Annotated in this window: 20 protein-coding genes; 9 read left to right on the top strand and 11 right to left on the bottom strand. The window is 36.0% G+C overall.

Going from position 1 to position 26041, the window contains the following annotated elements; all coding sequences use genetic code 11:
- The first annotated feature begins 40 nt into the window (after positions 1-40).
- Positions 41-1561: an argininosuccinate lyase gene (gene argH, locus H9636_RS11680; RefSeq protein ID WP_191707761.1), complete on the top strand. Its 1521-nt coding sequence runs from the start codon at positions 41-43 to the stop codon at positions 1559-1561.
- Positions 1558-2508 carry an N-acetylglucosamine kinase gene (locus tag H9636_RS11675; protein ID WP_191707760.1) on the top strand — a complete coding sequence of 317 codons (951 nt, stop codon included), beginning with the start codon at positions 1558-1560 and terminating at the stop codon, positions 2506-2508. Before argH ends, H9636_RS11675 begins: the two co-directional genes overlap by 4 nt.
- An 87-nt stretch (positions 2509-2595) precedes the next feature.
- On the opposite strand, the gene H9636_RS11670 is transcribed toward H9636_RS11675, so the two are convergent.
- Together H9636_RS11670 and H9636_RS11665 are read right to left on the bottom strand one after the other, a co-directional pair.
- The gene (locus tag H9636_RS11670) at positions 2596-2904 is read right to left on the bottom strand and encodes a hypothetical protein (RefSeq protein ID WP_191707759.1); all 309 of its coding nucleotides are present in this window, start codon (positions 2902-2904) and stop codon (positions 2596-2598) included.
- A gap of 54 nt (positions 2905-2958) precedes the next feature.
- Positions 2959-3552 (bottom strand): GNAT family N-acetyltransferase, encoded by a 594-nt coding sequence (locus tag H9636_RS11665; protein ID WP_191707758.1) that lies wholly within the window; start codon positions 3550-3552, stop codon positions 2959-2961.
- A gap of 261 nt (positions 3553-3813) precedes the next feature.
- On the opposite strand from H9636_RS11665, the gene H9636_RS19385 reads away from it, so the two are divergent.
- Together H9636_RS19385 and H9636_RS11655 are read left to right on the top strand one after the other, a co-directional pair.
- Positions 3814-5808 (top strand): methyl-accepting chemotaxis protein, encoded by a 1995-nt coding sequence (locus H9636_RS19385; RefSeq protein WP_191707757.1) that lies wholly within the window; start codon positions 3814-3816, stop codon positions 5806-5808.
- A 256-nt stretch (positions 5809-6064) separates the two neighbouring features.
- Positions 6065-7597 carry a methyl-accepting chemotaxis protein gene (locus H9636_RS11655; RefSeq protein WP_191707756.1) on the top strand — a complete coding sequence of 511 codons (1533 nt, stop codon included), beginning with the start codon at positions 6065-6067 and terminating at the stop codon, positions 7595-7597.
- A 68-nt stretch (positions 7598-7665) separates the two neighbouring features.
- On the opposite strand, the gene H9636_RS11650 is transcribed toward H9636_RS11655, so the two are convergent.
- From H9636_RS11650 to H9636_RS11625, 6 genes are all read right to left on the bottom strand, one after another.
- Positions 7666-8694, bottom strand: a complete 1029-nt coding sequence (locus tag H9636_RS11650; RefSeq protein WP_191707755.1) for a serine hydrolase domain-containing protein — start codon at positions 8692-8694, stop codon at positions 7666-7668.
- 91 nt (positions 8695-8785) lie between these two features.
- A complete protein-coding gene (locus H9636_RS11645) occupies positions 8786-9169 on the bottom strand; it encodes a YkvA family protein (RefSeq protein ID WP_191707754.1) in 384 nt (127 codons plus the stop codon).
- Between the two features lie 178 nt (positions 9170-9347).
- Positions 9348-10601, bottom strand: a complete 1254-nt coding sequence (locus H9636_RS11640; RefSeq protein WP_191707753.1) for a transglutaminase domain-containing protein — start codon at positions 10599-10601, stop codon at positions 9348-9350.
- 45 nt (positions 10602-10646) lie between these two features.
- Positions 10647-11042, bottom strand: coding sequence for a YkvA family protein (locus tag H9636_RS11635; RefSeq protein ID WP_191707752.1), 396 nt, complete (start codon positions 11040-11042; stop codon positions 10647-10649).
- Between the two features lie 272 nt (positions 11043-11314).
- Complete coding sequence (gene ade / locus H9636_RS11630; protein WP_225230193.1) at positions 11315-13087, bottom strand: adenine deaminase; 1773 nt, start codon at positions 13085-13087, stop codon at positions 11315-11317.
- A gap of 133 nt (positions 13088-13220) precedes the next feature.
- Positions 13221-14966: an ABC transporter ATP-binding protein gene (locus H9636_RS11625; RefSeq protein WP_191707751.1), complete on the bottom strand. Its 1746-nt coding sequence runs from the start codon at positions 14964-14966 to the stop codon at positions 13221-13223.
- 139 nt (positions 14967-15105) lie between these two features.
- Here H9636_RS11625 and H9636_RS11620 point away from each other — a divergent pair, with 139 nt between their 5' ends.
- The 3 genes from H9636_RS11620 to H9636_RS11610 are packed head-to-tail and all read left to right on the top strand — an operon-like array spanning position 15106 to position 19873.
- Complete coding sequence (locus H9636_RS11620) at positions 15106-16545, top strand: ABC transporter permease (protein WP_191707750.1); 1440 nt, start codon at positions 15106-15108, stop codon at positions 16543-16545.
- Position 16546: 1 nt separating this feature from the next.
- Complete coding sequence (locus H9636_RS11615) at positions 16547-18043, top strand: ABC transporter permease (protein WP_191707749.1); 1497 nt, start codon at positions 16547-16549, stop codon at positions 18041-18043.
- Positions 18044-18067: 24 nt separating this feature from the next.
- Complete coding sequence (locus H9636_RS11610; RefSeq protein WP_191707748.1) at positions 18068-19873, top strand: ABC transporter substrate-binding protein; 1806 nt, start codon at positions 18068-18070, stop codon at positions 19871-19873.
- 59 nt (positions 19874-19932) lie between these two features.
- Here the strand turns inward: H9636_RS11610 and H9636_RS11605 are convergent, their stop codons facing one another.
- The 3 genes from H9636_RS11605 to aceA all read right to left on the bottom strand — a co-directional run bounded on the left by H9636_RS11605 (position 19933) and on the right by aceA (position 24294).
- On the bottom strand, positions 19933-21111 hold the full coding sequence (locus tag H9636_RS11605; RefSeq protein ID WP_191707747.1) for a pyridoxal-phosphate-dependent aminotransferase family protein: 1179 nt from the start codon (positions 21109-21111) through the stop codon (positions 19933-19935).
- A gap of 208 nt (positions 21112-21319) precedes the next feature.
- Positions 21320-22921 carry a malate synthase A gene (gene aceB / locus H9636_RS11600; protein ID WP_191707804.1) on the bottom strand — a complete coding sequence of 534 codons (1602 nt, stop codon included), beginning with the start codon at positions 22919-22921 and terminating at the stop codon, positions 21320-21322.
- 89 nt (positions 22922-23010) lie between these two features.
- Entirely contained in the window at positions 23011-24294 is a 1284-nt protein-coding gene (gene aceA / locus H9636_RS11595) for an isocitrate lyase (RefSeq protein ID WP_191707746.1), read from the bottom strand.
- Between the two features lie 217 nt (positions 24295-24511).
- Here aceA and H9636_RS11590 point away from each other — a divergent pair, with 217 nt between their 5' ends.
- Together H9636_RS11590 and H9636_RS11585 are read left to right on the top strand one after the other, a co-directional pair.
- Complete coding sequence (locus H9636_RS11590; RefSeq protein ID WP_191707745.1) at positions 24512-25183, top strand: LytR/AlgR family response regulator transcription factor; 672 nt, start codon at positions 24512-24514, stop codon at positions 25181-25183.
- Positions 25184-25292: 109 nt separating this feature from the next.
- Positions 25293-25850 (top strand): GNAT family N-acetyltransferase, encoded by a 558-nt coding sequence (locus H9636_RS11585; protein ID WP_191707744.1) that lies wholly within the window; start codon positions 25293-25295, stop codon positions 25848-25850.
- Positions 25851-26041 lie beyond the last annotated feature (191 nt).

Raw genomic sequence — 26041 nt, 5'->3', positions numbered from 1 at the left:
TGAATAAGAATTGGAAAGGTATTTTTGCGGAGGCGATTCTATGATGTTTCAAGATTATAAAAGCCGAATTAAAGAAATTGAGGGCAGTCATTTTCCTTCTAATAGTTATCGTCAAATGGTACTTCAACCTGCATACGATGAAGCGAAAAAGCACTTTTTAAGAGCGATGGTCCACATACATATTGCTCATTTAAAAATGCTTGAAGAACAGCAACTGATTACAAAAAATGAGGCAAAACAAATCGGGCAGGCTATCGCGAAGCTTGATTTGAATTACTTTGAACATCGAGATTACAATCCACAATTTGAAGATTTGTTTTTCCGCATAGAAAATAAATTAATTGAACTTGCCGGTGATGTAGCTGGTAATTTGCATATAGGTAGAAGTCGTAATGACATGGGAATAGCCATTTATCGCATGACATTACGAAAAAAATTACTTTCACTGATGAATGAATTGCTTGCTCTCCGCTCTTCTTTAATTGTCTTTGCAGAGGAGCATATCGATACCATTATGTTAGGCTACACACATACACAACAAGCACAGCCGACAACGTTTGCCCATTATTTAAAAGCAGTGATTGATCAACTAACACGGGATTTCAAACGGATGCAAGCAGCCTTTCAAACGATTAACCAAAGCAGTATGGGAGCAGCAGCTCTTACAACAACAGGATTTAAAATTAATCGGGAACGGATGAAAGTGTTACTTGGGTTTGATGGATTAATCGAAAATGCGTGGGATGCTGTTGCAGGTGCAGATTATATTGCTGAAGCTGCCAGTGTCGTGCAACTTGCTGCTTTGAACCTTGGGCGTACTTCACAAGATTTCTTACAATGGGCAACCCAAGAGTTTAACGCTTTTAGCCTTGCAAGCCCTTATGTCCAAGTAAGTTCCATTATGCCTCAAAAACGAAATCCAGTATCTATTGAACATACACGTTCTCTACTATCTTCAGTTGTAGGTGATGCTTCAACGGTTTTACAAATGATTCATAATACACCTTTTGGAGATATTGTGGATACCGAGGATGATATGCAACCTTACTTGTGGCGCGCTGTGGAAAAATTATGTGGAATCTATAAACTTTTTGGTAGTTTAGTTGTCACCATGGATGTTAATAAAGAGAAACTATTAAAACGGGCAGAAAATAGCTTTGCCAACGTTACCGAGTTGGCTGACTCCCTCGTTCGTTCAGAGAAGATTTCGTTTAGACAATCCCATCGTATTGTTAGTAGTTGCGTGAAAACTTTATTAGAGGCGAAGAAGGATTCCCTTCAAAGTTTAACTTGGGAGTTAGCTAATGAAAAATCCCTTGAAGTAGTAGGCAGACCTTTAAAGATTTCAAAAGATCAATTTTATAATGCATTAAAACCAGATTTCTTCGTTAAAGTTCGTACACTTAAAGGCGGTCCAGCACCGGAAACGATGCGTAATTCCCTTCTCCAAGCACAAGCGATTTCACCACTATTAGAAAATTGGGTAAAGGAAAAGGAAGAACAAATTTTACGATGTGAAGAGCAACTGCGCCAGTTTTTAGAAGGTTGGAATAAAGAATGAAAGAATCAATCATTTTAGCTGTCGACGGCGGTGCAACGAAAACGACTTTAACGGTACGATCCTCAAAAGGGAAAAAGTTATTTGAACAAACAGCAAAGGGCTCTAACTATCAAACGGTAGGAGAAGATGTCGCCATACAAGTATTGAGTAAATTACTTTCTGAGGCCTATCGTTCTATAAATTTAAAACAAATAGATGTTGCGGCCTTTGCTATTGCTGGATTGGATACAGAAATAGATTTGGCGATTATAAGAGACATTATAAAACGAAGCTTGAAAAAAACCCCATTTCGTGCGGAAAACATCATTGTAGAAAATGATGTCCACGCCACATTACTTGGTTTAGTGGGAAATCATCCTGGAGCATTGGTTATCTCGGGAACCGGCTCTGTTGCCTTTGCTACTAATGGGAATGGGAAGGTTGTTCGTACAGGCGGTTGGGGACACCGGGCAAGCGATGAGGGTAGCGGTTACTGGATTGGTCAAAAAATAGTCAACACCCTTTTTCGTATAGAAGATGGTCTACTTGACGGACCAACGATTTTGAAAGAGCTTGTCTTCGAGAAACTACAAATTAAATCGATGGGGGAGCTTATGTCATGGCTCTACCACCCTAGTTATACAAACGCTCAATTAGCTAGCATTAGCTCAATATTACCAAAAGCTGTATCCATCGGTGATGAGCACGCCATAATGATTGCACAAAATGCCGCCTATGAGCTTTTTTTATTAGTAAGCGCAATTTTGCATAAAATTCATTATCAAAACGAAATAATGCCATTATATGTAAATGGCGGCGTTTTAAAACATCATCCAAAGATTTTAAACCTGTTCAAGCAATCGATTCTCCAATCCTTTCCTTTTGTTTCGATTGAACTATGTAACGAAGAACCGATTGAATATATTGTAAAAAGAGCCACCCATTGTCTAATGGATAATGGAATTTAAAACGACTTGTAAAAACCTGATTAGTAGTATACTAATCAGGTTTTTTGTTGCAAAATTTGCTATTATCATTTATTAAATCGATTCAAACTATAAATCGATTTGATCAACAAATACTTCAACTCTATAATCTGCTATACCGTTAGAATCTAGTTGTTCTTTAAAGTAATCGTATGTGTCCTCTTTATGTTGGACATTATCTATTCTCACAGTTAAAATTTGTTCTTCCATGGATACTCCCATAGCATGTAAACCAAACTTCGTTGCCGCGTCTTCAAATAGAGAATCACTTAGAACCTCTTCTATCCCCTTTTCTTTTACATTCCATTTCATTTCAGATTGAATAAACATTACGAGTATCGCTGCTAATATAAAACAAAGTCCAAATACTTTCTTCACATAATCATCCTTTCAAACGTTTCAGAAAAAATTTAACTATTTTTTCTACTCAAATTAGTATTTCCTTTTTACTAATTCCATTAAATTACCTTTTACCCTTTTCCATTCATCGTCAAGAATGCTGTAAAATACATTATCATGAACTGTCCCATCAGCCTTTATACGATGTTTACGAAAGATTCCTTCTTTTGTAGCCCCTATTCGTTCAATCGCTTGTTGTGAACGCACATTTTGTCCACTAACCGAAAATTGAACTCGCATAACTTGTAACTCTTCGAAACAATATTGCAGTAATAAAAGCTTACATTCAGTATTCACCCCTGTCCTCCAATACGAAGGGGAAAGCCATGTCCAACCGATTTCTACATTCCGATTAATACGGTCTATGTCTCCAATTCGAGTGGTTCCGATTACGTCTGCAGTAGCTTTATCTTGAATGACAAAAGGAATTTGTTCACCATCCAGCTTATTTTGAATAGCAGCCATAAAAATTTGCTCAAAATCATCGAATGTTTTAACCTCTCGCCAAGTATATTCCCATACTTTCGGACTTTTTAGTGCCTCAAACAATTGTTCTTTATATTTCATTTCAAAGGGAATAAGAACAATTGAATTTCCTTCTAAAAATATTTCACTCTTTATTTTCATTTTTGTATGTATCTCCTTCACAGTGAAAATAGTCTCACATATGGATGATTCGATTGATGAAATGATTTCTCCTTCCTGTACTCCCATCTTTTCATCCCATTGAACAGCTTGAAACTAATAGCATATCAATCTTTATCTATTACGATTAGTTCTTTTAAAAGTTTTTTCTTACTAAAATAGACAAATTTTTAGTGCAATTCGGAAAATTTATTTGTATTATAGTAATAATTTTATATTAATTTATATTAGGAGGATTTTACTGTGAAGAACTCAATTAGATGGCGGATTATTTCTATAGTCCTAGTTATCATTATTTTAGGTTTAGGAACATTATCTACCATAAGTTCTATATTAATTACTTCCAAAACCGAAGATAGCACGGTACAACAAAGTGAAGTTGTTGTTAAAGGACTATCTTCAACTATTACGACGTTTTTATCTACTTATGAGAAGAGTATATTGAAACTAGCCTCTTCTCCAGACGTGCAAAACTTCCACTCTAATTCTAAAGTATATAACGATCATGCTGACCGCCTTTATCGTACAGATTTAGCTGACTATTTATCTATCTATGATGCAGCATCAGGTATCTACTTTTCAGATGGAGATTACACGATTATTGAACCGCATTTTGAAGGTATAGCAGATTTAGATATTAAATCCCGTCCTTGGTATACAAATGCCATTGAACATCCGGATCAATTTGTATGGTCATCCCCTTACCTAGATAGCGTGTCTGGTGAGTATGCGATTACGGGTTCAGTTGCTGTTAAAAATGGAGATGATGTCATTGGGGTTTTAGGTGTAGACATTTTATTATCCCAATTAACAGATATGCTATCTTCTATCGAATTAGGGTATGAGGGTTATCCATTCATTTTAGATAATACAGGGGTAGCTATCGTTCACCCTACAAAAATGGGAGAAGATTTAAGTGAAGAAAAATTTGTTCAAACAATTCAATCTGATAAGAAAGAACTAAACAATTTACATAGTTTAATTGATGGAGAAGAATCTATCACCGTTTACAGTAAAATACCTGAGGTTGGGTGGACAGTTGCAGCAGTTTATGAAAAGGATAATATTCACGCATTATCAAATAGTCTTCAAAAAGTAATTATCGTTGTGGCTATTGGCATCGTAATTATCACTTTAGTTGTCTTATACTTCTTCATTACTCGCACTTTAAAACCTATTCACCAATTAGGTAACCTTATGGAAGAAGTATCAAAAGGAGATTTATCAGTTAATATCGATATAAAATCGAAAGATGAAATTGGTATCTTATCCCAACACTTTAATTCAATGATTAAAAATATGAAAAAAATTATTATGGTGATTCAAGAATCATCAAGCCATGTTGAAGAGCAATCTCAACATTTAAGTGCCTTAGCTGAAGAAACAAGTGCTTCTAGTATGGAAGTATCAAAAGCTGTTAATGACATTGCAATCGGTGCAACGACTTCTTCTGAGAATGCCGATTTAGTAACCGAAACAACTGGCCAATTAGGCGAAAAAATAAATAGCATGAAGGTCCAGACAAACTCTCTTCATGATATTGCAACTGAAGCAGATCAATTAAATATTATCGGCCATGAAAAAATGGAAAACTTACTTGGCTCCTTTGATCATTCTAAATCTGAATTAACAAATATGGTCCATGCAATTAACAATTTAGAAAATAAAGTTGGTGCAATTGGCACAGTTATGAACACGATTTCTGAGATTTCAGCTCAAACAAATTTACTTGCCTTAAATGCAAGTATTGAAGCTGCCCGAGCAGGTGAACATGGTAAAGGCTTTGCGGTTGTAGCAGAGGAAGTAAGGAAATTAGCAGAACAATCTGCATCTGCAACAGAACAAGTAAAGTCGACGATTCAAGAATTACAATCGGAATCACTACAAGTGACCAATCAAATGAAAGAAATACAAAACACTTTTGATAATCAAGGAGCAGTTGTAGAAGATACAGGTTCCCTATTTAAAAATCTATCTTCTCTCATTGAAAATATGGAAGGTACCTTTAAAAATGTTATCTCTGAAATGGAAGGAATTATCTCCTTTAAAGATCGGGTAGTTCAAACGATTGAGGAAATGTCCCTTACAGCCCAATCAACAGCAGCCGCATGCGAAGAAGTAAGTGCCTCTAGTGATGAACAACTTACTGCCATTCAATCTGTTGCAGAAGCATCAGAGCAATTAAATCATTTAAGCACCGAACTAGCGACTACAATTAGTAAATTTAAAATAAACTAAACTTCCTTTCTGTTTACGAAGAAAAATGCGGTTTAATAATTGGAAACCAAGAATGTTACACTATTCTTTGTTTTCTCATTTCGTGATTACACACCCCCTTTATAGGTCGAAAGAAACATTTATTGCAGGGCAAAACAAACTATTTATTGACATAAATTAACACTTAATGTATAGGTAATAATATACAATTAAATGTGTAAATCAGATACTCCTTTTTAAGGAGTAATTTGTTTTCATTTTAGGAAAGAAGGGACTTATGAAAAAGAACCAAACTATGACCCAGATCGCTTTAGGAATAGTGTTCATGTCTATTGCTGTGACATTGTTAGGAAAGTATACGAATGCATTTAAAATGTCTGGAAATTCAGTATGCGGTCTGGGGTTATTGACAAATAGCACTATTTACAATGTTGGAATCATTACTTTAGTTGCTATACCTACACTCCTATGTATAACATCTCTTATTTTATACAAATTGAGTGGAGGAATTCACAAAGCGATACCATTATTAAACACATTAACATTAACTTTTGGGAGCATTGCCTTAATTTCTGGTTCTGGTGGTATGTCAGAATTCCATTTTTCTATCTTTATGGTAGTAGCAATATTAGCTTACTATCAAAAAATTCACCTTGTAATCATAATGACGGTTATTTTTACGCTACAGCATATAATTGGTTTACTATTTGCGCCCCTCTTTGTCTTTGGCGTAATGGAATATCCACTAACGATGGTAATCGTTCATGCCGTATTTTTAGTTTTAACTTCAGGTGTAGTCATATGGCAAATCTATAATTCTCAGAAGTATGAAAAAGAAATAGAAATAGAAAAAGAACGTCAAAAACAACAGGTGACACAAGGGATTATTCAACGTATTTCATCAACGATGTCCAGTCTAGCAGAAACATCCAAGCAACTCGTGGCGGAAAATGAACAAACATTAGGAATTAGTCGCAATGTTTCGAACTATGTTCAAGAAGTTTCAGAAGGTGCACAACAGCAACTTTATAAATATCAAGAGAATGTGGTTAGAGTATCAGAGGTAAGGAAGTTAGTCGAAGATATCGCTAACTTATCTTTAGAAGTCGACAAGGCAAGTATAGATTCTTCACTACAAGCAAAAGATGGCTCTCATTCTATCTTTAATCTAAATAGGCAAATGTCCAAAACGAGCGAAAAAATCGATGAATCCGTTCAAATTATTCATGATTTGCATCTTCATTCGAAAACAATTAGTCAAATCTTAACAATGATTTCTGCTATAGCAGAACAGACAAATTTATTATCGTTAAACGCATCCATTGAATCGGCTAGAGCTGGAGAACACGGTAAAGGGTTTGCTGTTGTGGCCAATGAAGTTCGTAAGTTAGCAGACCAGTCGAAACAATCAACTGATAAAATTAAAGAAATTGTTTCTAACTTATCTTCCGGCATTGAGCATACAGTGACAAAAATGGCAGAAGTAAAGGACGGATTTAATGTAGGCGTTCAATATTTAAAGGAAGCAGATCAATCCTTTAAAGAAATCATTCATTCCACAATTAATGTCGAAGAAAAAGTTAAGGGTGTATCCGTTGCTATAACTGATATTAGTAAACGGGTGAATGACATTTCTGACTCTATTTTAGAGGGTATGAACATTGCCACATCTGCATCGCGAAATACTACTAATGTAGTGAAAAGTTCAAATGAACAATTCACTTATATTAATGAAGTAGCTCAAATCGCCCAAATTTTAAAAGACCTAACTAATGAATTAGAGGAAGTAATCGAAACTTTAAAAGATTAGGATTTAACGACTCTAACCTTACAATTTAAACGTCAGCCAGATTTCCTGGCTGACGTCTTCTTATAAGTTCATTCACTATTTTCTAAACAAGCCATTACTGTATCCCCGAAAGATTGTACATCTGCTAAATAATCATACCCTTCAGGAGAGCCGAAACTATTAAACATACGGACCGCCACAACATTTTCTTGTGGAATGACTAATAGAGTAACTCCCGTATAACCCAGTATTTGGTATGAACCTTTTGGAACCGTAATGCCAATCTCAGACTTTTTTGCCGGGAGGTCTTTTACAAACCATAGAAAACCATTTTGGGGAAGATCTTTATCTAACGTATTAGGACTGTGTAATGAAGTAGCTAACTGTATGATTTCCTTTGGCACTATATGTTGTCCATTCCATTTCCCTTCTTTCAGATGGAAGTAACCCCAATACGCTAATTCTCGTGCTGACACATACATATTCATTTTATCTCCATCTGTACTCTTACTCGTTCTCCACTGTTCATCGTCCTCCTGTCGAAGAATAACAGCTGCAAGTTTTTCGTTTTTTTCGGCATACCAGTCGGATTCAGAGAAGCTTAGAGGGGTAAAAACTTGGTCATGCAAAATTTGGGATATCGATTTGTTAGTCGTACGCTTTACAATTTTAGTTAACGCTTCGATTCCAACTTGTTTGTACGTCCAATTTTCTCCTACGGGATATTCTCGGTATATACTGTTCCCCTTTTGATTTAATCCATGGGTATGGGTTAATAAATGTCTAATTGTCGTCCCCTTCCAAATTCTCTCATCAAGCTCCGGTAAATAGGATAATACTTCATCATCAACACTTTGAATGTACCCATTATATATGGCGTATGCTACTGCAAAACCAATATAACTTTTTCTAACAGATGCTACATGAAATTGTGTATCTTTCTGTACCCCTCTCGCCATTGGATGATTAGACTGCTTTCCAATATACTCCTCTAATACGATGGAATCATTATGGATGACAAAAACAGACGCTCCTGAGCAAATGACGTTTTCAAACGTATTTTTCACATGGGCTAACACGGGTTGAAAATCCTTTTTCGACTTATATGTAAGAATCAAAATGAATACCTCCAGTGATGATTGTAAAATGACAACCTATAGCATAAATTACACAAAAAAGGCATTAATCCTTCAGAGATTAATGCCTTCGTTAATTGAAATAGCGATAAATTTTAAGAATAGCCCAAATCACAATAAATGCCCAAATAAATAGGATGATTGAAGCTGCCACCCAATTTTTCGGTTTATCATTGTTCATCCATTTTTCTGCTTGAACTTCACTTTCTAATAATATGTTTTTCGGTATCATTTTTAATGCTAAAAATATCCCTAGTGGAAGAAGTATTACATCATCTAAATAGCCAAGAATTGGAATGAAGTCTGGTATAAAGTCAATTGGGCTAAATGCATAAGCAACAATGCAAATAGTAAATGTTTTTGCATACCAAGGTACTCTTTGATCTTTACAAGCAAAATAAAGAATAAATATTTGTTTTTTTAAATTTTTCGCCCATGCTTTTATATTTTTAAACATTTTTACTTTATCCATTTCTATTAATTTTTCTATATAATAATCCAAATCATCATTTCAATATAAACTTCCTTAATTCCTTCTTTCCTAAAGTATTCATTAAATATGGATATAAAAACTGTCAGATTGAATCATTAACCCAAATAAAAAAGAAGGCGCCACTAGTAGTCGCCTTCACTTTTTATAACTCTAATTTCTTCAAGCCTTCTTCTGTAGAAAAATATAGGTAACCATCCTCCACAAATAAATTATCGACTTCTCCTCGGTATAAAGTAGATTCATCCGAGCCGTCCGTTCGGATTTTCGTTAAATAAGCTCCATTCGAATAGTTACTAAAATATAACCATTCACCTGCTCCTACAATATATTGAGCACGACTATCTGTTAGTGGTGTCGCCTTACCTGTATTTAAATCCATTCGGTACAACAAATTATTGTCATCTACATTACTATAATATATAACCCCATCCTGCTCATAGGCATGATCAATTTGAGCCATAAATTCAAACTTGGTACTGTTTGCTTCTGGGTAATCGGAGTGAATCCATGTATGGTCTAGCTTTAACTTATCATCGTTTACTAAAAAATATTCGTAACGAACGATATTTTTCCGATCTGGTGTCGGGTCATTCCACGTTGTATCTAGGTGGTACCATTCACCATCGACCTTCACTAAATTCCATGCATGTCCTCCCGTATATACTTCACCTACTACATACTTTGTTTCAACCCCTAATGCTTGTAACATTTTTAAAGCTAACAGGGCATATCCTTGGCAAACCCCTTTATTTTCTTGTATTACTGCGTATGCACTATGGGGACTTGCTGTTGTATTTGTACTATATTCCGTATTTTTCACAATATAATCATTAACAAATTTCACCTTTTGGAAATCCGACATCGATTCTGTATCGGCAGTTGAAAGAATACTTGCAACCTTTTCATTGACGATTTCCTCTTGGGCTGGATTCGTTAAATAAGTTTGATGTACTTTTATTTTGGCATCAAGTCTACTATATTCATATTCAATCGTTCGCTCTGCTAAATGACCGAAAATATATTGATCACGGCTTGCAGCATCATCAACTGCTTTTTGAATGACGTTTTCAATATCTGTCGTACTACCAACATAATGAATTTCAAAATTTGTTTCCCAACGACTTAAATAATAATAAAAACTATCAGCTAACTCCTCAGTCGTTTGAACACTGTCGGGCAATTGAACGTCTACCGTAGTAAGCGTATTAGCCGCTGTATTCACAAGGGTTTCTTTAGCAGAAGAAACCGAAGATAAAACATCGGAACTTGCATCTTCTATTTTGACTTCATGATCATTTAAAAATTGCATTACATCATCGTACCATCTGGAGCCGAAATCATATATCGGCTTAATTAGTACGATGGCTATGACGAGAAATGTTATTCGTTTTAACAAAGTACATCACCTCTACATGATTTCGACTTTTAGCATTACTAAATGTTAAATTTCATATTCAATACTAGGTTCATATTTCTCCCCAAAAATTTTCTTTAATAATTCATGGGCCTCTTCTTTCATTTCATCTGTAATGGAAGAATAAATTACGGAAATCGCCTTTGTAATAATGACAATATCGTCAGCTAAACCTACAGTTGGTAAAATATCTGCAATAAGGTCAATAGGTAAGATAAAGTATCCAAGCACCCCTAATATCATAAGTTTGTGCTCTTTAGGCATATTTGGACTTTTTAAAGCGCAATATAATATCGCAACTCCATATAATGCTCTAAATCCCAAATTCATACCGTATTTTTTAACTTTAACTAAAAGATTATCTGGTGAATAGTGTTTTTCTTTTCCTCTAATGGTCGTTTCTAACTGTAAGTTTTCCTCCATTTAACTTCCTCCTCTAAAAAACGATAACCTATTGTTTTTTCCATAGTACTATCATTACCAATTAATTAAAAAAGTACTACATAAAAGAATACTCCCTATAAAAAATAGTAGTTCCTTTTGTAGTACTAATCCGTTAGTACATAAAATGTTCTAAAGTTAAAGTTTTAATAATTATTGGATCCTTTATTAAAAGGAAGGAATGGTTACATATCTATTATAGTATCTTGTCCTAGACGTGTAAAAGATTGCTACCTAAAAGACATAACCTCTAATTAAACAAGTTTTTTCGACATGTTCTGCTTCGGTACTTCAATCGGAATATGTCGGAAATTTTTCACGTCAAATAATCCTGTATCAGTTAATTTCAGCTCTGGAATAACCGGTAAACTCAGGAAAGACAAAGTTAAAAAGAAATGGAAATGTAAATCTGAATGAATACTGTGCAGCGCCTTATGTATTTCCTCCAGCTTTTTTACTGCCTCTTCTGCACTTAATGTTGTCATAAGACCAGCTATAGGTAACGCTAGCGATCCGATTACTTTCCCCTCATCTACCACAACAAGCCCACCTTGTATCGTTTGTAATGCTTCAAGGGCTACAAGCATATCTTGATCATTTGTTCCAACAACAATAGCGTTATGAGAATCATGGGCAACAGTTGTTGCAACGGCTCCCTTTTGCAAACCGAAACCATGAACAATGGCTAATCCCTTTGTACCGAGAGAATGATGACGCTCGATGACCGCAATTTTTAATAAGTCCTTTTCAACAGAAGGAACAAAATATCCATTTTCTATATCTACTTCTTTTTCGATATGTTTCGTTATAATTTGATTTGGTATAATTTCAATAACATTTGCTCTATTCCCTTTACTAAATGTTATTGCCAAGTCTTTTTCAGTTAATTTTGCCATATGAACAGAATGAAGGATTGTTTGATCGACCGGGGTTTTTCGTTTTTCACTTTGAAGAATTTGTCCTTTTTCAGCGACCTTCACCCCATTTTTCCATACGGTAGCAATTTTCATTGTCTGTAAATCATCGAGCATGACAAAGTCAGCAACATATCCTTCTGCAATAGCTCCTCTATCATATAGACGATAACATTCTGCTGCATTTAATGTTGCAATTTGAATCGCTTGTAATGGATTCATACCATGTTTAATTGCAAGAGCAACAGCAAAATTAATACTGCCTTCTTCCATTAATTCATCTAAATGTTTATCATCTGTACAAAAGGCAAAACGCCGCGCATTGGCAGGTGTGACAGCCGGCAATAAATCCACTAAATTTTTTGCAGCCGAACCTTCTCTCATCAATACATACATACCTTGTTTAATTCGTTCTCGAGCCTCTTCTGCCGTTACACATTCATGGTCGGTTTGAATACCTGCAGCGCGATAGCCACGAAGTTGTTCTTTAGTTAAACCAGCACCATGTCCATCGATAAGTTTATTTACTTTTTGAACAAGGGTTAACTTATCTAACATTTCCGAATCTGTTTCTAGCACGGCTGGAAAGTCCATAACTTCCGCTAATCCAAGGACTCGTTCATGTTGCAAAAAGGGTGCTAAATCCTTTGCTTTCATGACGGCTCCAGAATTTTCAAAGGAAGTACTCGGAACACTAGAAGGCAACATAAAATAAATGTCCATTTCCGCATTTTCTGCATCCTCTAACATGTATTTCATTCCTTTAGAGCCTGAAACATTGACGATTTCGTGTGGATCTGTAATAACAGATGTAATTCCATGGGGTAATAAAATTTCACTAAACTGAGTTGGAGTTAACATTGAAGATTCGATATGAATGTGTGCATCAATTAATCCAGGAATAACGTATTTCCCCTCTGCGTCTTCTACAACGGTTGCCGTAAACTCGTCCTTTTCATCGAGGGCAATAATTTTCCCTTCTGCCACAACGATATTCGCCCTTCTCCAACATAGAGAAAAGACATCGGCTACATAGGCATTTCTTAAAATAAAATCTGCTTCCATTTTCTTTTGAGAAATTTGGATGGATTTTTTCATCGTTTGGTCGCTCATTTTAACAGCCCTTTCCCTATGGAAATATTTATTCTTACTATCATACAATATATTTTTATAAATTTCGTATTATAACTGCCGAAGAAATGAAAAATCCCTTTGAACAAACTCACGTTCAAAGAGATTTCTATTTTTATAATTCATGTCGAGGCACTGCTACCCAATGACTCGGAACTATTTCTTTTAATACAGTATTTTGGACATCGTATTTATTTGCACTCGACTCTTTATCTAAAAGACGCTTCTTTTTCTTTTCAATAGCTGGATCCGGAATCGGTATCGATTGTAAAAGGCTCTTTGTGTAAGGGTGCTGAGGATTCGAATACAACTCTTCACTTTCCGCTAACTCGACAATTTTACCACCATACATAACTGCCACTCGATCACTTATATGTTTGACCATTGATAAATCATGGGCAATAAATAAATATGTTAATCCTAATCGATGCTGTAAATCTTTTAATAAATCAACAATTTGCTTTTGAATCGATACATCGAGGGCAGATAATGGTTCATCGCAGACGATAAAGTCTGGCTCCACTGCTAAAGCTCTAGCAATCCCAATACGTTGTCGTTGACCACCGGAAAACTCATGGGGATAACGGCTAGCATGCGCTTTATTTAAACCTACGAGTTCAAGTAACTCCTCAACCCGTGCTCTCCGCTCTTCTTTATTTTTCACAAGCCCGTGAAGATCTAACGCTTCTCCTATAATATCCAACACTTTTTTCCGTGGATTTAAGGAAGAGTATGGGTCTTGGAAAATAATTTGCATATGTCTTCTCATTGTTTTTAATTGTTTTTTTGACAAACGTGTAATCGGAATTCCTTTATATAAAACATCTCCATCAGTCGGTTCATGCAATTGCAGAATAGTACGCCCTGTTGTTGATTTTCCAGAACCGGATTCTCCTACTAACCCTAACGTTTCCCCAGGATAAATTTCAAAGGATAAATCATCTACCGCTTTTAATATTTCTCCTTGGCCAAGATCAAAATGTTTTTTTAATGATTGTATTTCGAGAAGAGGCTCAGAAAAATTAAAGTCCATATTATTTAATGGTGCTTTTTTTGGTTCCTTTTTTTCATGGAGTTTTGGAAGTGCATTCAATAAACGCTGTGTATAGGGATGTTTAGGATTGTTGAAAATTTCTTCAGTCGTTCCCTCTTCAACAATTGCTCCTTCCTTCATTACAATCACTCGGTCGCACATTCCAGCTACTACACCTAGATCATGAGTAATTAAGATAATAGACGTACCTAAACGCTCCTGCATACTTTTCATTAGTGATAAGATTTGCGCTTGGATTGTAACGTCTAATGCGGTTGTTGGTTCATCTGCAATAAGCAATGAAGGATTACATGCTAATGCCATCGCAATCATTGCCCGTTGTCTCATCCCTCCAGAAAACTCATGAGGATATTGCATGTAGCGTTTTTCACTATTTTTAATTCCTACTAGCTCTAACAATTCAATTGTTTTTTTATATGCTTCATTTTTAGAGACTTGTTGGTGTTTTTTTAAACTTTCTGAAATTTGTTCACCGATTCGAATAGTTGGGTTTAAAGACGTCATCGGGTCTTGAAAAATCATACTAATATGTTGACCTCGAACAGATTCCATTTCCTTTTCGGTCTGTTCAACTAAATCTTTTCCTCGGAAATGGATTTCACCAGACTTTAAGAAACTAGGTGGGGATGGAAGTAAGCGCATAATAGAGCGAGCCGTAACACTTTTTCCACTTCCAGACTCACCTACGATTCCGACTGTCTCTCCTTTATTGACATGAAAACTTACGCCTTTAACCGCTTCAAACTCCTTATCGTCGACGATAAATGAAACACGGAGATTATTCACCTCTAATATTGTATTGTTCATTTTTATCTTCCTTTATAAAAATAAATTTTATTGACAATCATTTACTCATATCATACTATACCACTAGGAATAGTTTAATATGGTAATTCGTTTATTTCAAGATAAAGATATTTATATTCTTCGAGAAAGGAGGACTTCAATGAATCAAAAGGGAATTACCCATTCTTCCAAAACAACATCCATTTTTGACAGTACCTTTAAAAAACTATCGAATAGAAGAAGCTATATGATGCTTTTATTTATACTCGGGCTGCCAGTACATATCGTAACGTTCATCCTATTCCTTTTGAAAAAAGAACAATACCAACAGCCTTACAGAAAAGCTTATGAAAACAGTAAACAGGAAATTGTTTCTAAGGGATACGTTGAAGCATGGAAGCAACAATTTTTGGAACAGGAAAATAGAAAAGCTTCCTTCTTTCATGAATCTTTATCAAAGGAACAAATAAATAAGAACGTTGATCTGCTTGTACAAGAGAAGCTTCAAAAAGAAGTAGAAAAACAAGTGGACTTATTAGGATTAGAGGAATATACGTATCAAAATTTCTTTATCCATCTCTTACAAAATAAAAAGTTTTTAATTGTTTCTGCTATACCTGGGCTATTGATGTATAGTTTTTTACTTCTTTATAGTAATCCGTTCGTACAATTCATTTTTGAACGGGTCATCCAAACTCTTTTCGTTATATTAGGTGTAGCAACACTTGTTTTTACGATTCTTTATATTTCACCATTAGATCCAGCTCGAAATATTCTTGGGGTCGAAGCAACTCCAGAACAAATTGAAAACTTTAATCAACTTTATGGCTTAGATCAACCTTATTTCGTTCAATTATGGCATTCCCTTTCTGGACTATTTACTTTCGACTTAGGAACTTCCTTTGCAGGAAAAGAAGATATTATGGCTAGTATTGCAAATAAGTTTCCTGTCACACTCGAAATTGCTGTATTTTCACTTTTGATGGCCATTATCATTGCCATACCAGTTGGTATCATTTCGGCTATCCGTCCAAACTCATTTTTAGATTATTCTTTTATGATTTTGGCGTTAATTGGGCTTTCTATCCCTGCTTTTTGGCAAGGATTGATATTTATTTTAACGTTCTCTTTAGAGCTTAATTGGTTCCCTGCAACGTATAATCCACAAAACTGGTTATCACTTGTATTGCCAGTCGTTGTTCTTGGAACATCCTTAACAGCGTCCATCGCTCGAATGACGCGTTCTTCAATGCTAGAAGTCATACATGAAGATTACATTATTACAGCAAAAGCAAAAGGATTAAATGAACGAAAAGTCGTTTTCCAACACGCGATTCGAAATGCGATGATTCCGATTATTACTGTTATTGGACTATTGTTTGGAGGAATGCTAGGCGGTGCTTCCGTAACAGAGAAAGTCTTTAATATTAGTGGGATTGGAAGCTATATCGTTGATAAACAATTCATCCCAGACATCCCTGCCATTTTAGGAGGTGTTGTTTATATAGCTATTACGATATCCATCGTTAACTTAATCATTGACATTACTTATGCATTCTTTGATCCACGAATTCGCTCAAAAATGAAAAAGGAGGGGTAATGTGAAGGTCATCTCAAATGGAAAACTGCTTTTAAAAATAACACAGGAATATGGAAATGCTCATTTTACATTATCCTTTTCTGCTATTTTTTCATTCTTGTTTCTTCTTTACAGTTTTAATTTTAATAGCCAAACCGTTCGACCTATTGTTTTAACGCTATTCCTTATTTATCTCTTAACCACTTTATATGTTTGGTTTATTTCGAAACAGATAAAAAGAGACTTAGCAACTAGTAGAGAAATCCAAAAGCGTACCCGCTTACTCGGTATCCCTTTAATATTCACAATACTTGTAGGGAATATTTTTTCGAGTAGCTACGGATTTACTCTTATAACAAAAAATAAGACGCCGGAATATATTTTTGCCATTTACGCTTTTTTAACTCAAATTCTGATTATTGGCATTTCCGGTCTTAATCTATTTAAACCTTATGTCGTTGATTCATTTTTATTAGCTATTAGTCTATTTATTGCCCTAACGATTTTCTATGGAGTTATGCTTGTACTCGTTGCCAACCTTGTAAGTTCAACCTTTGCTCCTAAATGGATGTTACCTATTGGGATTGTTCTATTATTCCCTTTACTAACTGGGAACTTATTTTCCTTTCTATTAGGATTTGGACTAATCAAAAAAGCACGTAATAAAGATGCTTCTTCCATTGAAAAATGGCAAAAAATGTGGCGAAAAATTTTAAGTAATTCTATGGCTGTATTTGGTCTGTTTTTTATTATTTTTATGTTTTCATTATCCGTTATAAGTCCTTGGACCTTTGACTATGATTTTGCAACTGAAAATAATTATAGTGCTATTTTGCAAACACCTACCCTTGAATATCCCCTTGGAACTGATGACTTCGGTCGTGATTTATTTTCAAGGATTGTATTTGGAGCTCAAATTTCATTAATTGTTGGTTTTTCCGCTACCGTTATCCCTTCCGTTATCGGAGGAACACTTGGCGCTCTTTCAGGTTATTATGGAAAGAAAACGGATAACATCATCATGCGTTTGCTAGATATTTTATATGCTATCCCTGGAATTTTATTAGCGATTGCCATTATCGCTGCGTTCGGTGCAAATACGGTGAATTTAATTATCGCCCTTAGCGTTGGTTCGATCCCTACTTATGCACGTACAATGCGTGCAACCGTGATGCAAATCTCTAACTATGAGTTTGTAGAATCCGCTAGAGCGTTAGGAGCTTCCGATAGTTCGATTATTTTTAAACATATCGTACCTAACTCGTTAGCACCGATGATTGTAAAAGCAACTTTAACAATAGGTGGAGCTGTCATTTCAACGAGCAGCTTAAGTTTCCTCGGCTTAGGAGTAGAACCACATATTCCCGAATGGGGGAATATTTTAAAAATCGGTAGTACTTACCTTGAAACCCATTCATATTTAGCAATTTTCCCTGGGCTTTGCATTATGTTACTCGTACTATCATTTAACTTCTTTGGTGATGGTTTACGTGATGCATTAGACCCTAAAACAAACTAAAAAACTATATTTTGGAGGATTAATATGAAAAGACTATTTGCCCTTTTACTTGTAGCAGTTCTCGCTCTTGCAGGCTGTGTACAAACGAAAAAGGATGTAGAAGGTGGAGGAGATGCTGATACATCGACTTCTGGTGAAAAACCGTCTGTTGAAATTTTAGGAATGGCTTCAAACGAAAATGATTTAAATATTTTACGTGACCAATTAACGAAAAACGGCTTTGATGTAGTGTTAAATATTCAACCAGATTATGGTTCTTTTTCAGCTCAAAAAGACGCTGGTAACTACGATGTCGCTCTATCTAGTTGGACTACAGTAACAGGTAACCCTGACTATGCTGTGCGTGGTTTATTCAAAACAGGCGGTGACTACAGTGTTGTTAGTGATTCAAAATTAGATGAATTAATCGATAAAGCAAGTACATTAACTGGCGATGAAGCAAAAGAAGCTTATAAAGAGCTTGAACAACTTTTAGTATTTGATCAAGCTTATATTGCCCCCCTATATATTTCGAATAAAGCACAAGGTATTTATTCAGCGGAAGTAAATCCTAAAACGGTTCGTCTTCCTAAATCCCGTGCACAAGTATGGGAATCCATTTCTTTTAATGATGAGTCTCTAAACGAAAGCGAAACGCTTGTATTACATCAGGCAATTTCGACGCTTACTTCCCTTGATCCTATTAAAGGGAATGACGGTTCTATCAATACATTAAATACAAACATGTATGTACGTTTAGTAAACTTAACGGATGATGATAAAGTCGTTTCAGACGGTTCATTATCTTATAACCACGTAATGGCGGACGGTAATTCTGAATTTTACTTCATTTTACGTGATGATATTAACTTTGCAAAAGTGGAAAACGATACAGCAGTTGACACGAAAGAGCTTGTATCCGCGGAAGATGTTGTATTCTCTTTAAACCGCGCAAAAGATCCAAATTCAGTTCCAGATCACCGCACATACAGTATTCATGAAAATATTGAAACAGTAGAAATTGTGACGGATATAGCTGAATTACAAAATGGAAAAGTTGCAGGTTCTGATGAAACAATTTTAGATGCTTTATCAAAAGGTTTACCAGCACCAGTGACAGAATTAGTTGATTCGAAAGAGGATGTTGATAATGCTTCTGGGAAATACCAAGTGGTTAAAATTACAACGCCTAACCCATTCCCACAAGTATTAAACTATTTAGCTCACCAATCCGGTGGTATCGTTTCTGAAAAACAAGTTTCAAGTATTAATACTTATGACGTAGCAAACTATGATCCAAATAAAGATGTTGCCTACGGTGACCAAGCAACCGTGACAGAAGGTAACACTTATAACAACCATTTATATGCAAGTGGACCATACATTTTAGTGAAAAAGAATGATTATGAAGCAACATTCGTGAAAAACCCTGCTTACCGTGTAGGTAGCGAATATGAACCAAAGATTAAGAATATTTCTGTACGTTTTATTGATGATAACGACAGTGCATTATCCGCATTACGTAATGGAGAAATTCATGTACTTCAATCTGTACCGGAAACGAAATATGATGTCGTTACATCGGACAAAAACTTAACTTTAAACCAAGCTGATAGCAATGCAGTATCTTACTTACAGTTCAACACATCAGGTCGTGAAGTTTCAGATTCAGCTGACTTACGTAAAGCTATTCTTTACTCAATAAACCAAGAAGAATTCATTACTTACTATCAAGGGAATAAGCGTCCAGCCGTTTCAACAGTATCGCCATTAATTGATACTGGCTTAAAACTTGAAGCAGATAAAGAAAAAGTTACGGAATTCTTAAAAGCCTATAATGAAAGTAAATAACATTCACCTTTAACCAATATAAAAAACTCGAGTATGTCAACATACTCGAGTTTTTATTTTTAACGGGTTTGTCCAGTCATTAATATTTCCTCTTTAAATGCTTGTAGAGCCAGTTCTTGATTCACTTCTAACCCTAGTTCATGCAACACTTCACCAATATTACGAATTGCTTGTTCTAACATTTCCACTGTTGTATTCCCCATATGACCAATGCGGAAAGCTTTACCTGCTAAGTGGGCTAATGCTCCAGCGACAATGACTCCTTTATGAGAAAGCAACTTTCGAAAAGCTGCATCATCTACTCCTTCTGGATATAACATACAACTTAAAGTAGGAGCTGACACTTCTTCACTGGCTAAAGGTTCCATACCGAACGTACGTAGGGCAGCACGTATTCCACGTCCAAAAGCGATATGACGTTGTTCCCTGTGTTGTATTCCTTCTTCTAATACTATATCCATTGCCTTATGATAGGCATAAATTAAATTTACTGGTGGTGTTGCGAAGTATTTTGAAGGATCCCGCATAATAGGGAGCCAATTTTTTATATCACAGTAATAGGCTGCAATATCACCTAATGCATCCCTAGCTTTTAAAGCTGTTTCGTTAAAAGCAATAATCGCAAGCCCTGGTGGAATTCCGATTGCTTTTTGGGAACCGGTTAATACAATATCAATCTTATAATCCACATTTCCTCCATATGACTTACTCATATTTTCTTCGAGGGCTGCTGTAGCAACAACTCCATCTAAAATAACTAGGGCACCTGTTTTCTTAATCAATGGTACGAGGGTATCTAAATCTGACATAACACCCGTCGAAGTATCTGCATGGGTAATCGTTACCGCTTTATACTCTTTTTGCGCTAAAGTTTCCTCAACTAGTAATGGGTCCACTTGCTTGCCCCACTCCGCTTGCAATATATCTACTTCAATTCCATAAGCTTTTGCCAGAGGTTTGAATCGATCACCAAAATAACCGTGGCTTATAACAAGAAGACTTTCTCCTTTTCCAACGGTATTAACAATCGCCATTTCCATTGCCAATGTTCCGGAACCCGCAACAACGAATACCTCCCCATCCGTTTGTAGCAGTTGTTTCGTCTGTTCAATGGCATTTCGATAAATTGCTACAAACCGTGGATCCGTATGCCCTCTTGTTTCACTCGCTAAAGCATCATAAATTTCATCCATAACCGGCGTTGGTCCAGGTACTAAAAGCATTTCTTTATTTTTCATGTGACACCTTCCCCTTTATGTACGTTTTCTTTAATTAATGTTTTCTCCAATAGTCGATGATTTCCCTCTTTTCAAACAAAAAGAATGTCTTACTAGCTCATTACAACTAGTAAGACATCCATCCCCATGTCGAACAAATATTTATTAAATAAACCCCTTAGTTAAACGAAGGAATATATAAAGGAGGCAACCTTCATTCCTATGTTTATTAGCTTATTTTTTCATAACCCGGTAAAGTTAAGAATTCAATAAACTTGTCTTGCTCAATTAAAGTTTTAAACAGTTCAGCCGCCTCTACATATCGACCACTGTTATAAGCCTGTTCCCCAACAGCTTCTTTAATTTTTGCAAGCTCTTCATCTAAGACTTCTAGCGTTAACTCCAATGTCACTTTACGACCATCATCTAAAATTCCCTTTTCATGACGAATCCATTGCCATACTTGAGTACGGGAAATCTCGGCAGTAGCCGCATCTTCCATTAAGTTATTAATCGGTGCGGCACCATTTCCTCGTAACCAGGATGCAATATATTGAACACCTACACTACAATTGATACGAAGACCTTCTTCTGTAATCGTCCCTTCTGGAACAGCAACGAGATCATCAGCCGTTACTTTTACATCTTCACGTTTTTTATCAATTTGATTTGGTGTTTTCATAATCGCATCAAATTGTTCCATCGCAACTGGAACTAATCCTGGGTGAGCAACCCAAGTACCATCATGACCGTCCGTTGCTTCACGACGTTTATCTTCCGCAACTTTTGCAAAGGCTAGTTTGTTCGCCTCTTCGTCATTTTTCACTGGTATTTGGGCTGCCATACCACCCATCGCAGGGGCATTCCGTTTATGGCAAGTTTGAATACATAAAGATGTATAAGCTTTCATAAACGGAACGGTCATCGTTACTTGACCACGATCTGGTAAAACAACATCCGGCTGATTTCGTAGTCGTTTAATAAAGCTGAAAATATAATCCCAACGACCACAATTTAGACCCGCTGAATGCTCACGTAATTCATATAAAATTTCATCCATTTCAAAGGCAGCAACGATTGTTTCAATTAATACAGTTGCTTTAATTGTGCCTTGTGGAATATTTAAATAATCTTGGGCAAAAACAAATACATCATTCCAAAGTCTAGCCTCTAAATGACTTTCAAGCTTCGGTAAATAGAAGTATGGACCGGAACCATTGGCTAATAATTCTTTTACGTTATGGAAGAAATACAAGCCGAAGTCAAAGAAGCTTCCTGACATAGGCTCTCCATTTACAAGCACATTTTTTTCAAGTAAATGCAAACCACGCGGGCGAACTAAAAGGACAGCAGTTTGTTCATTAAGTTTATACGTTTTCCCATTCGATTCTTGGGTAAACGCAATAGTACGACGAACAGAATCTCGCATATTTATTTGACCAGCAATCATATTTTCCCATGTTGGTGTCGATGCATCCTCAAAACATGCCATAAACATTTTAGCACCAGAGTTTAATGCATTGATCACCATTTTACGGTCTACTGCCGGACCAGTAATTTCTACACGACGGTCTTGTAGATCTTTTGGAAGGGGAGCAATTGTCCAATCACCTTTACGAATTTCCTCTGTTTCTCGTAAAAAGTTTAGTTGCTCTCCCTCATCAAGTCGTTTTTGTTTTTCATTCCGTTTTTCTAATAAATCCTTACGTCGCCCATCAAACTTATCATGAAGTGAAACAATGAATTCAAGAGCTTCAGGCGTTAATATTTCCTTTGCTTGTTCTGTTAGGTCCCCAACAATTTTAAGCTTTTGTGATGTTGCCTGTTCCATTTTCATAATCCCCACCCTTATTTAAATTGCCAATTTTCGCCTAGGCAAAACCTCTAATTTGAGGTGATCTATTACCGTTACATTTAAAATTATACGAATTGTTCTGCTTCTGTAGACCCTGCCATCGCTGTTGTAGACGATGTACCTCCAGAAATGGTTTGTGACACTTCATCAAAGTAACCAGTACCTACTTCACGTTGATGTTTAGTAGCTGTATAACCTTTTGCTTCTAAATCAAATTCGGCCTGTTGAAGTTTCGAGTAAGCAGCCATACCATTATCTTTATAGTCTACTGCAAGTTCAAACATCGATTTATTAAGTGAATGGAAGCCTGCCAATGTGACGAATTGGAATTTATAGCCCATTTTCGCAATTTCTCGTTGGAATTCCGCAATTTCTTTATCCGATAATTTCGCTTTCCAGTTAAAGGACGGTGAACAGTTGTAAGCTAACATTTTGCCTGGGAATTTCGCATGAATCCCTTCTGCAAATTGACGCGCTTCTTCTAAGGACGGATTAGAAGTTTCACACCAAATTAAATCCGCATACGGTGCGTACGCTAAACCGCGGGCAATTGCTTGTTTAATGCCTGCTTTCGTACGGAAGAATCCTTCCGGCGTGCGTTCCCCTGTAATAAATTCCGCATCTCGAGGGTCAATATCACTTGTTACCATATCTGCAGCATCGGCATCTGTTCGAGCAATTAAAATAGTATCTACTCCCATTACGTCCATTGCAAGACGAGCAGCGATTAGATTACGAACAGCGTTTTGAGTAGGTAGTAATACTTTTCCTCCAAGGTGACCACATTTTTTCTCCGAAGCAAGCTGATCTTCTAAGTGAACGCCTGCAGCACCTGCTTCAACCATTGATTTTACAAGTTCAAACACATTTAATGGTCCGCCAAATCCAGCTTCTGCATCAGCAACAATTGGTGCAAACCAGTCAAAATTATCATTTCGACCTTCCGCATGATCAATTTGGTCTGCTCTTTGTAGTGCTTGATTAATACGTTTGATAACTTGAGGTACCGAATTGGCAGGATATAATGATTGGTCAGGATACATTTGGCCAGCAAGGTTTGCATCCGCAGCTACTTGCCAACCAGATAAATAAATCGCTTTCAAACCTGCCTTCACTTGCTGTACCGCTTGGTTCCCAGTTAACGCTCCTAATGCATTAACAAAGTCTTCTTCATGTAATGATTTCCAAAGACGTGCTGCACCTCTTTTTGCTAAAGTTTGCTCAACTACTACAGAACCTTGTAATTTTACAACTTCTTCAGCTGTATATGTTCTTTCAATTCCTTTCCAACGCGGGTTTTCTGCCCAATCCTTCTTTATAGCTTTGATTTTTTCTTGTCTTGTTGACATGAATGTTCACACCTTCCCCTTTGTTTAAATACACTCTGTTAAAAAAATTTTTTTAATTTACTGTTCCATAACAGAAGTATTTACTGTAAATTAATATATAACAGGGTATTTTATTTTTCATTATTTTCTGACGAAATATTAAAAATTTGGGATGGATTGGTATTATTTCATGATGAAGTATTTAGATTTTGTAATTACACTTAGGGGGATTCTAAATATGGAAATAGGAAATTTGAATGTATCTAAAGAGGGGTTAGAGCAATTCAAACTTATTTTAGAAGACTGGATACCAAAGGATGCATCTTTAGCTATTGCTTTAGACAATACGTATATTTACTATTGCCCTAGCATCCATCATATTCATTTAAAAACAGGGGAATCTGTTCATCCGGAAAGCATTGCTGCACAGGTATTGAAGTACCGTAAAAAAACTGAATTGATATTAGATACATCTACACTTGGAGCACCTTATTATACAATGGGATATCCGATTACGATTGATCAACAAAATGCTGCCTTAATTATCATTTTGCCATCTACTTATTTTCCGGAAAAACAACAGCCATATAAATTTTTAACTGGAAAAGGAGATGAAGATTGGACGCCAATTCCTATTAAAGAAATATCCTATATTGAAAGCTTGCAAAAGAAAACGTGGTTTTACACGGACAATGAACAATATAAGTCAAACATGACATTAAAGGAACTCCAAACTAAACTTCCAGAGTATTTCTTACGTATTCATCGATCTTATATATTAAACATTTACTATATAAAAAAAATTTCTCGAGACTTATCCTCAAACTTTGTTGTTGAACTAAAAACAGGAACAGAATTACCCGTTAGCCAGTCATACATTCATGACTTAAGAAGGGCACTGGAGTTTTGAGGTTTTACCATCAATATGGATTTGTAAAATATTAGTAAAAACTATCTTTTTAGGGAGTACCGAGTCGTTTATAATTACAGATATCTTAAACGGAGTATGAGGTGAAGTAATGAAAATAGAAGATATTTATAGTAATCTCCCTACACTAGAAACAGATCGTCTAATTCTTCGAAAAATAACAGTCAATGATATGGATGATATGTTTCATTACTGTTCTAATGATGAAGTTACAAAATATTTAGTGTGGGATACACACAAATCGATTGATGATACGAAGGCTTTTATCGACTTTTCATTAGAAAGATATGAAACTCATCAACTATCTCCTTGGGGTATCGAAGACAAAGGAAATGGAAATTTCATTGGAACCATTGATTTCATTACATGGGACACGAAACATAAAACGGCTGAAATCGGCTATGCCCTTTCTCATGAATATTGGGGAAAAGGCGTGATGACGGAAGCTGCAAAACGAATAATTTCATTTGGCTTTGAACATATGGACCTTACTCGTATTCAAGCACGATGTTTTGTTGATAATATCGGCTCAGAGCGGGTTATGCAAAAATGTGGCATGACCTTTGAAGGAGTTCTAAGAAAATCTATGTTTGTTATAGGTGAGCATAGAGATTTAAAAGTTTACTCCATTTTAAAAGAGGAACATTAACTAAATGTATTAAAACACTACTGAAATTCAGTGGTCTTTTAATGCCTAGCGATGTCCTACTCTCACAGGGGCAGCCCTCAACTACCATCGATGCTTTCTCGAAGCGCGATGACACGTCGGAAAACTGCGTCATCTGCGTCGGTCCGATGCTCATGTACGAAGTACACTGCGCTTCGGGCCTCCTTGATTCC

Origin of the sequence: Ureibacillus galli (assembly GCF_014836845.1) — a bacterium.
In the GTDB taxonomy this organism is placed as follows: domain Bacteria; phylum Bacillota; class Bacilli; order Bacillales_A; family Planococcaceae; genus Ureibacillus; species Ureibacillus galli.
The sequence above is the reverse complement of the archived record's forward strand: the minus strand, read 5'-3'. Positions and strand labels throughout refer to the sequence as shown.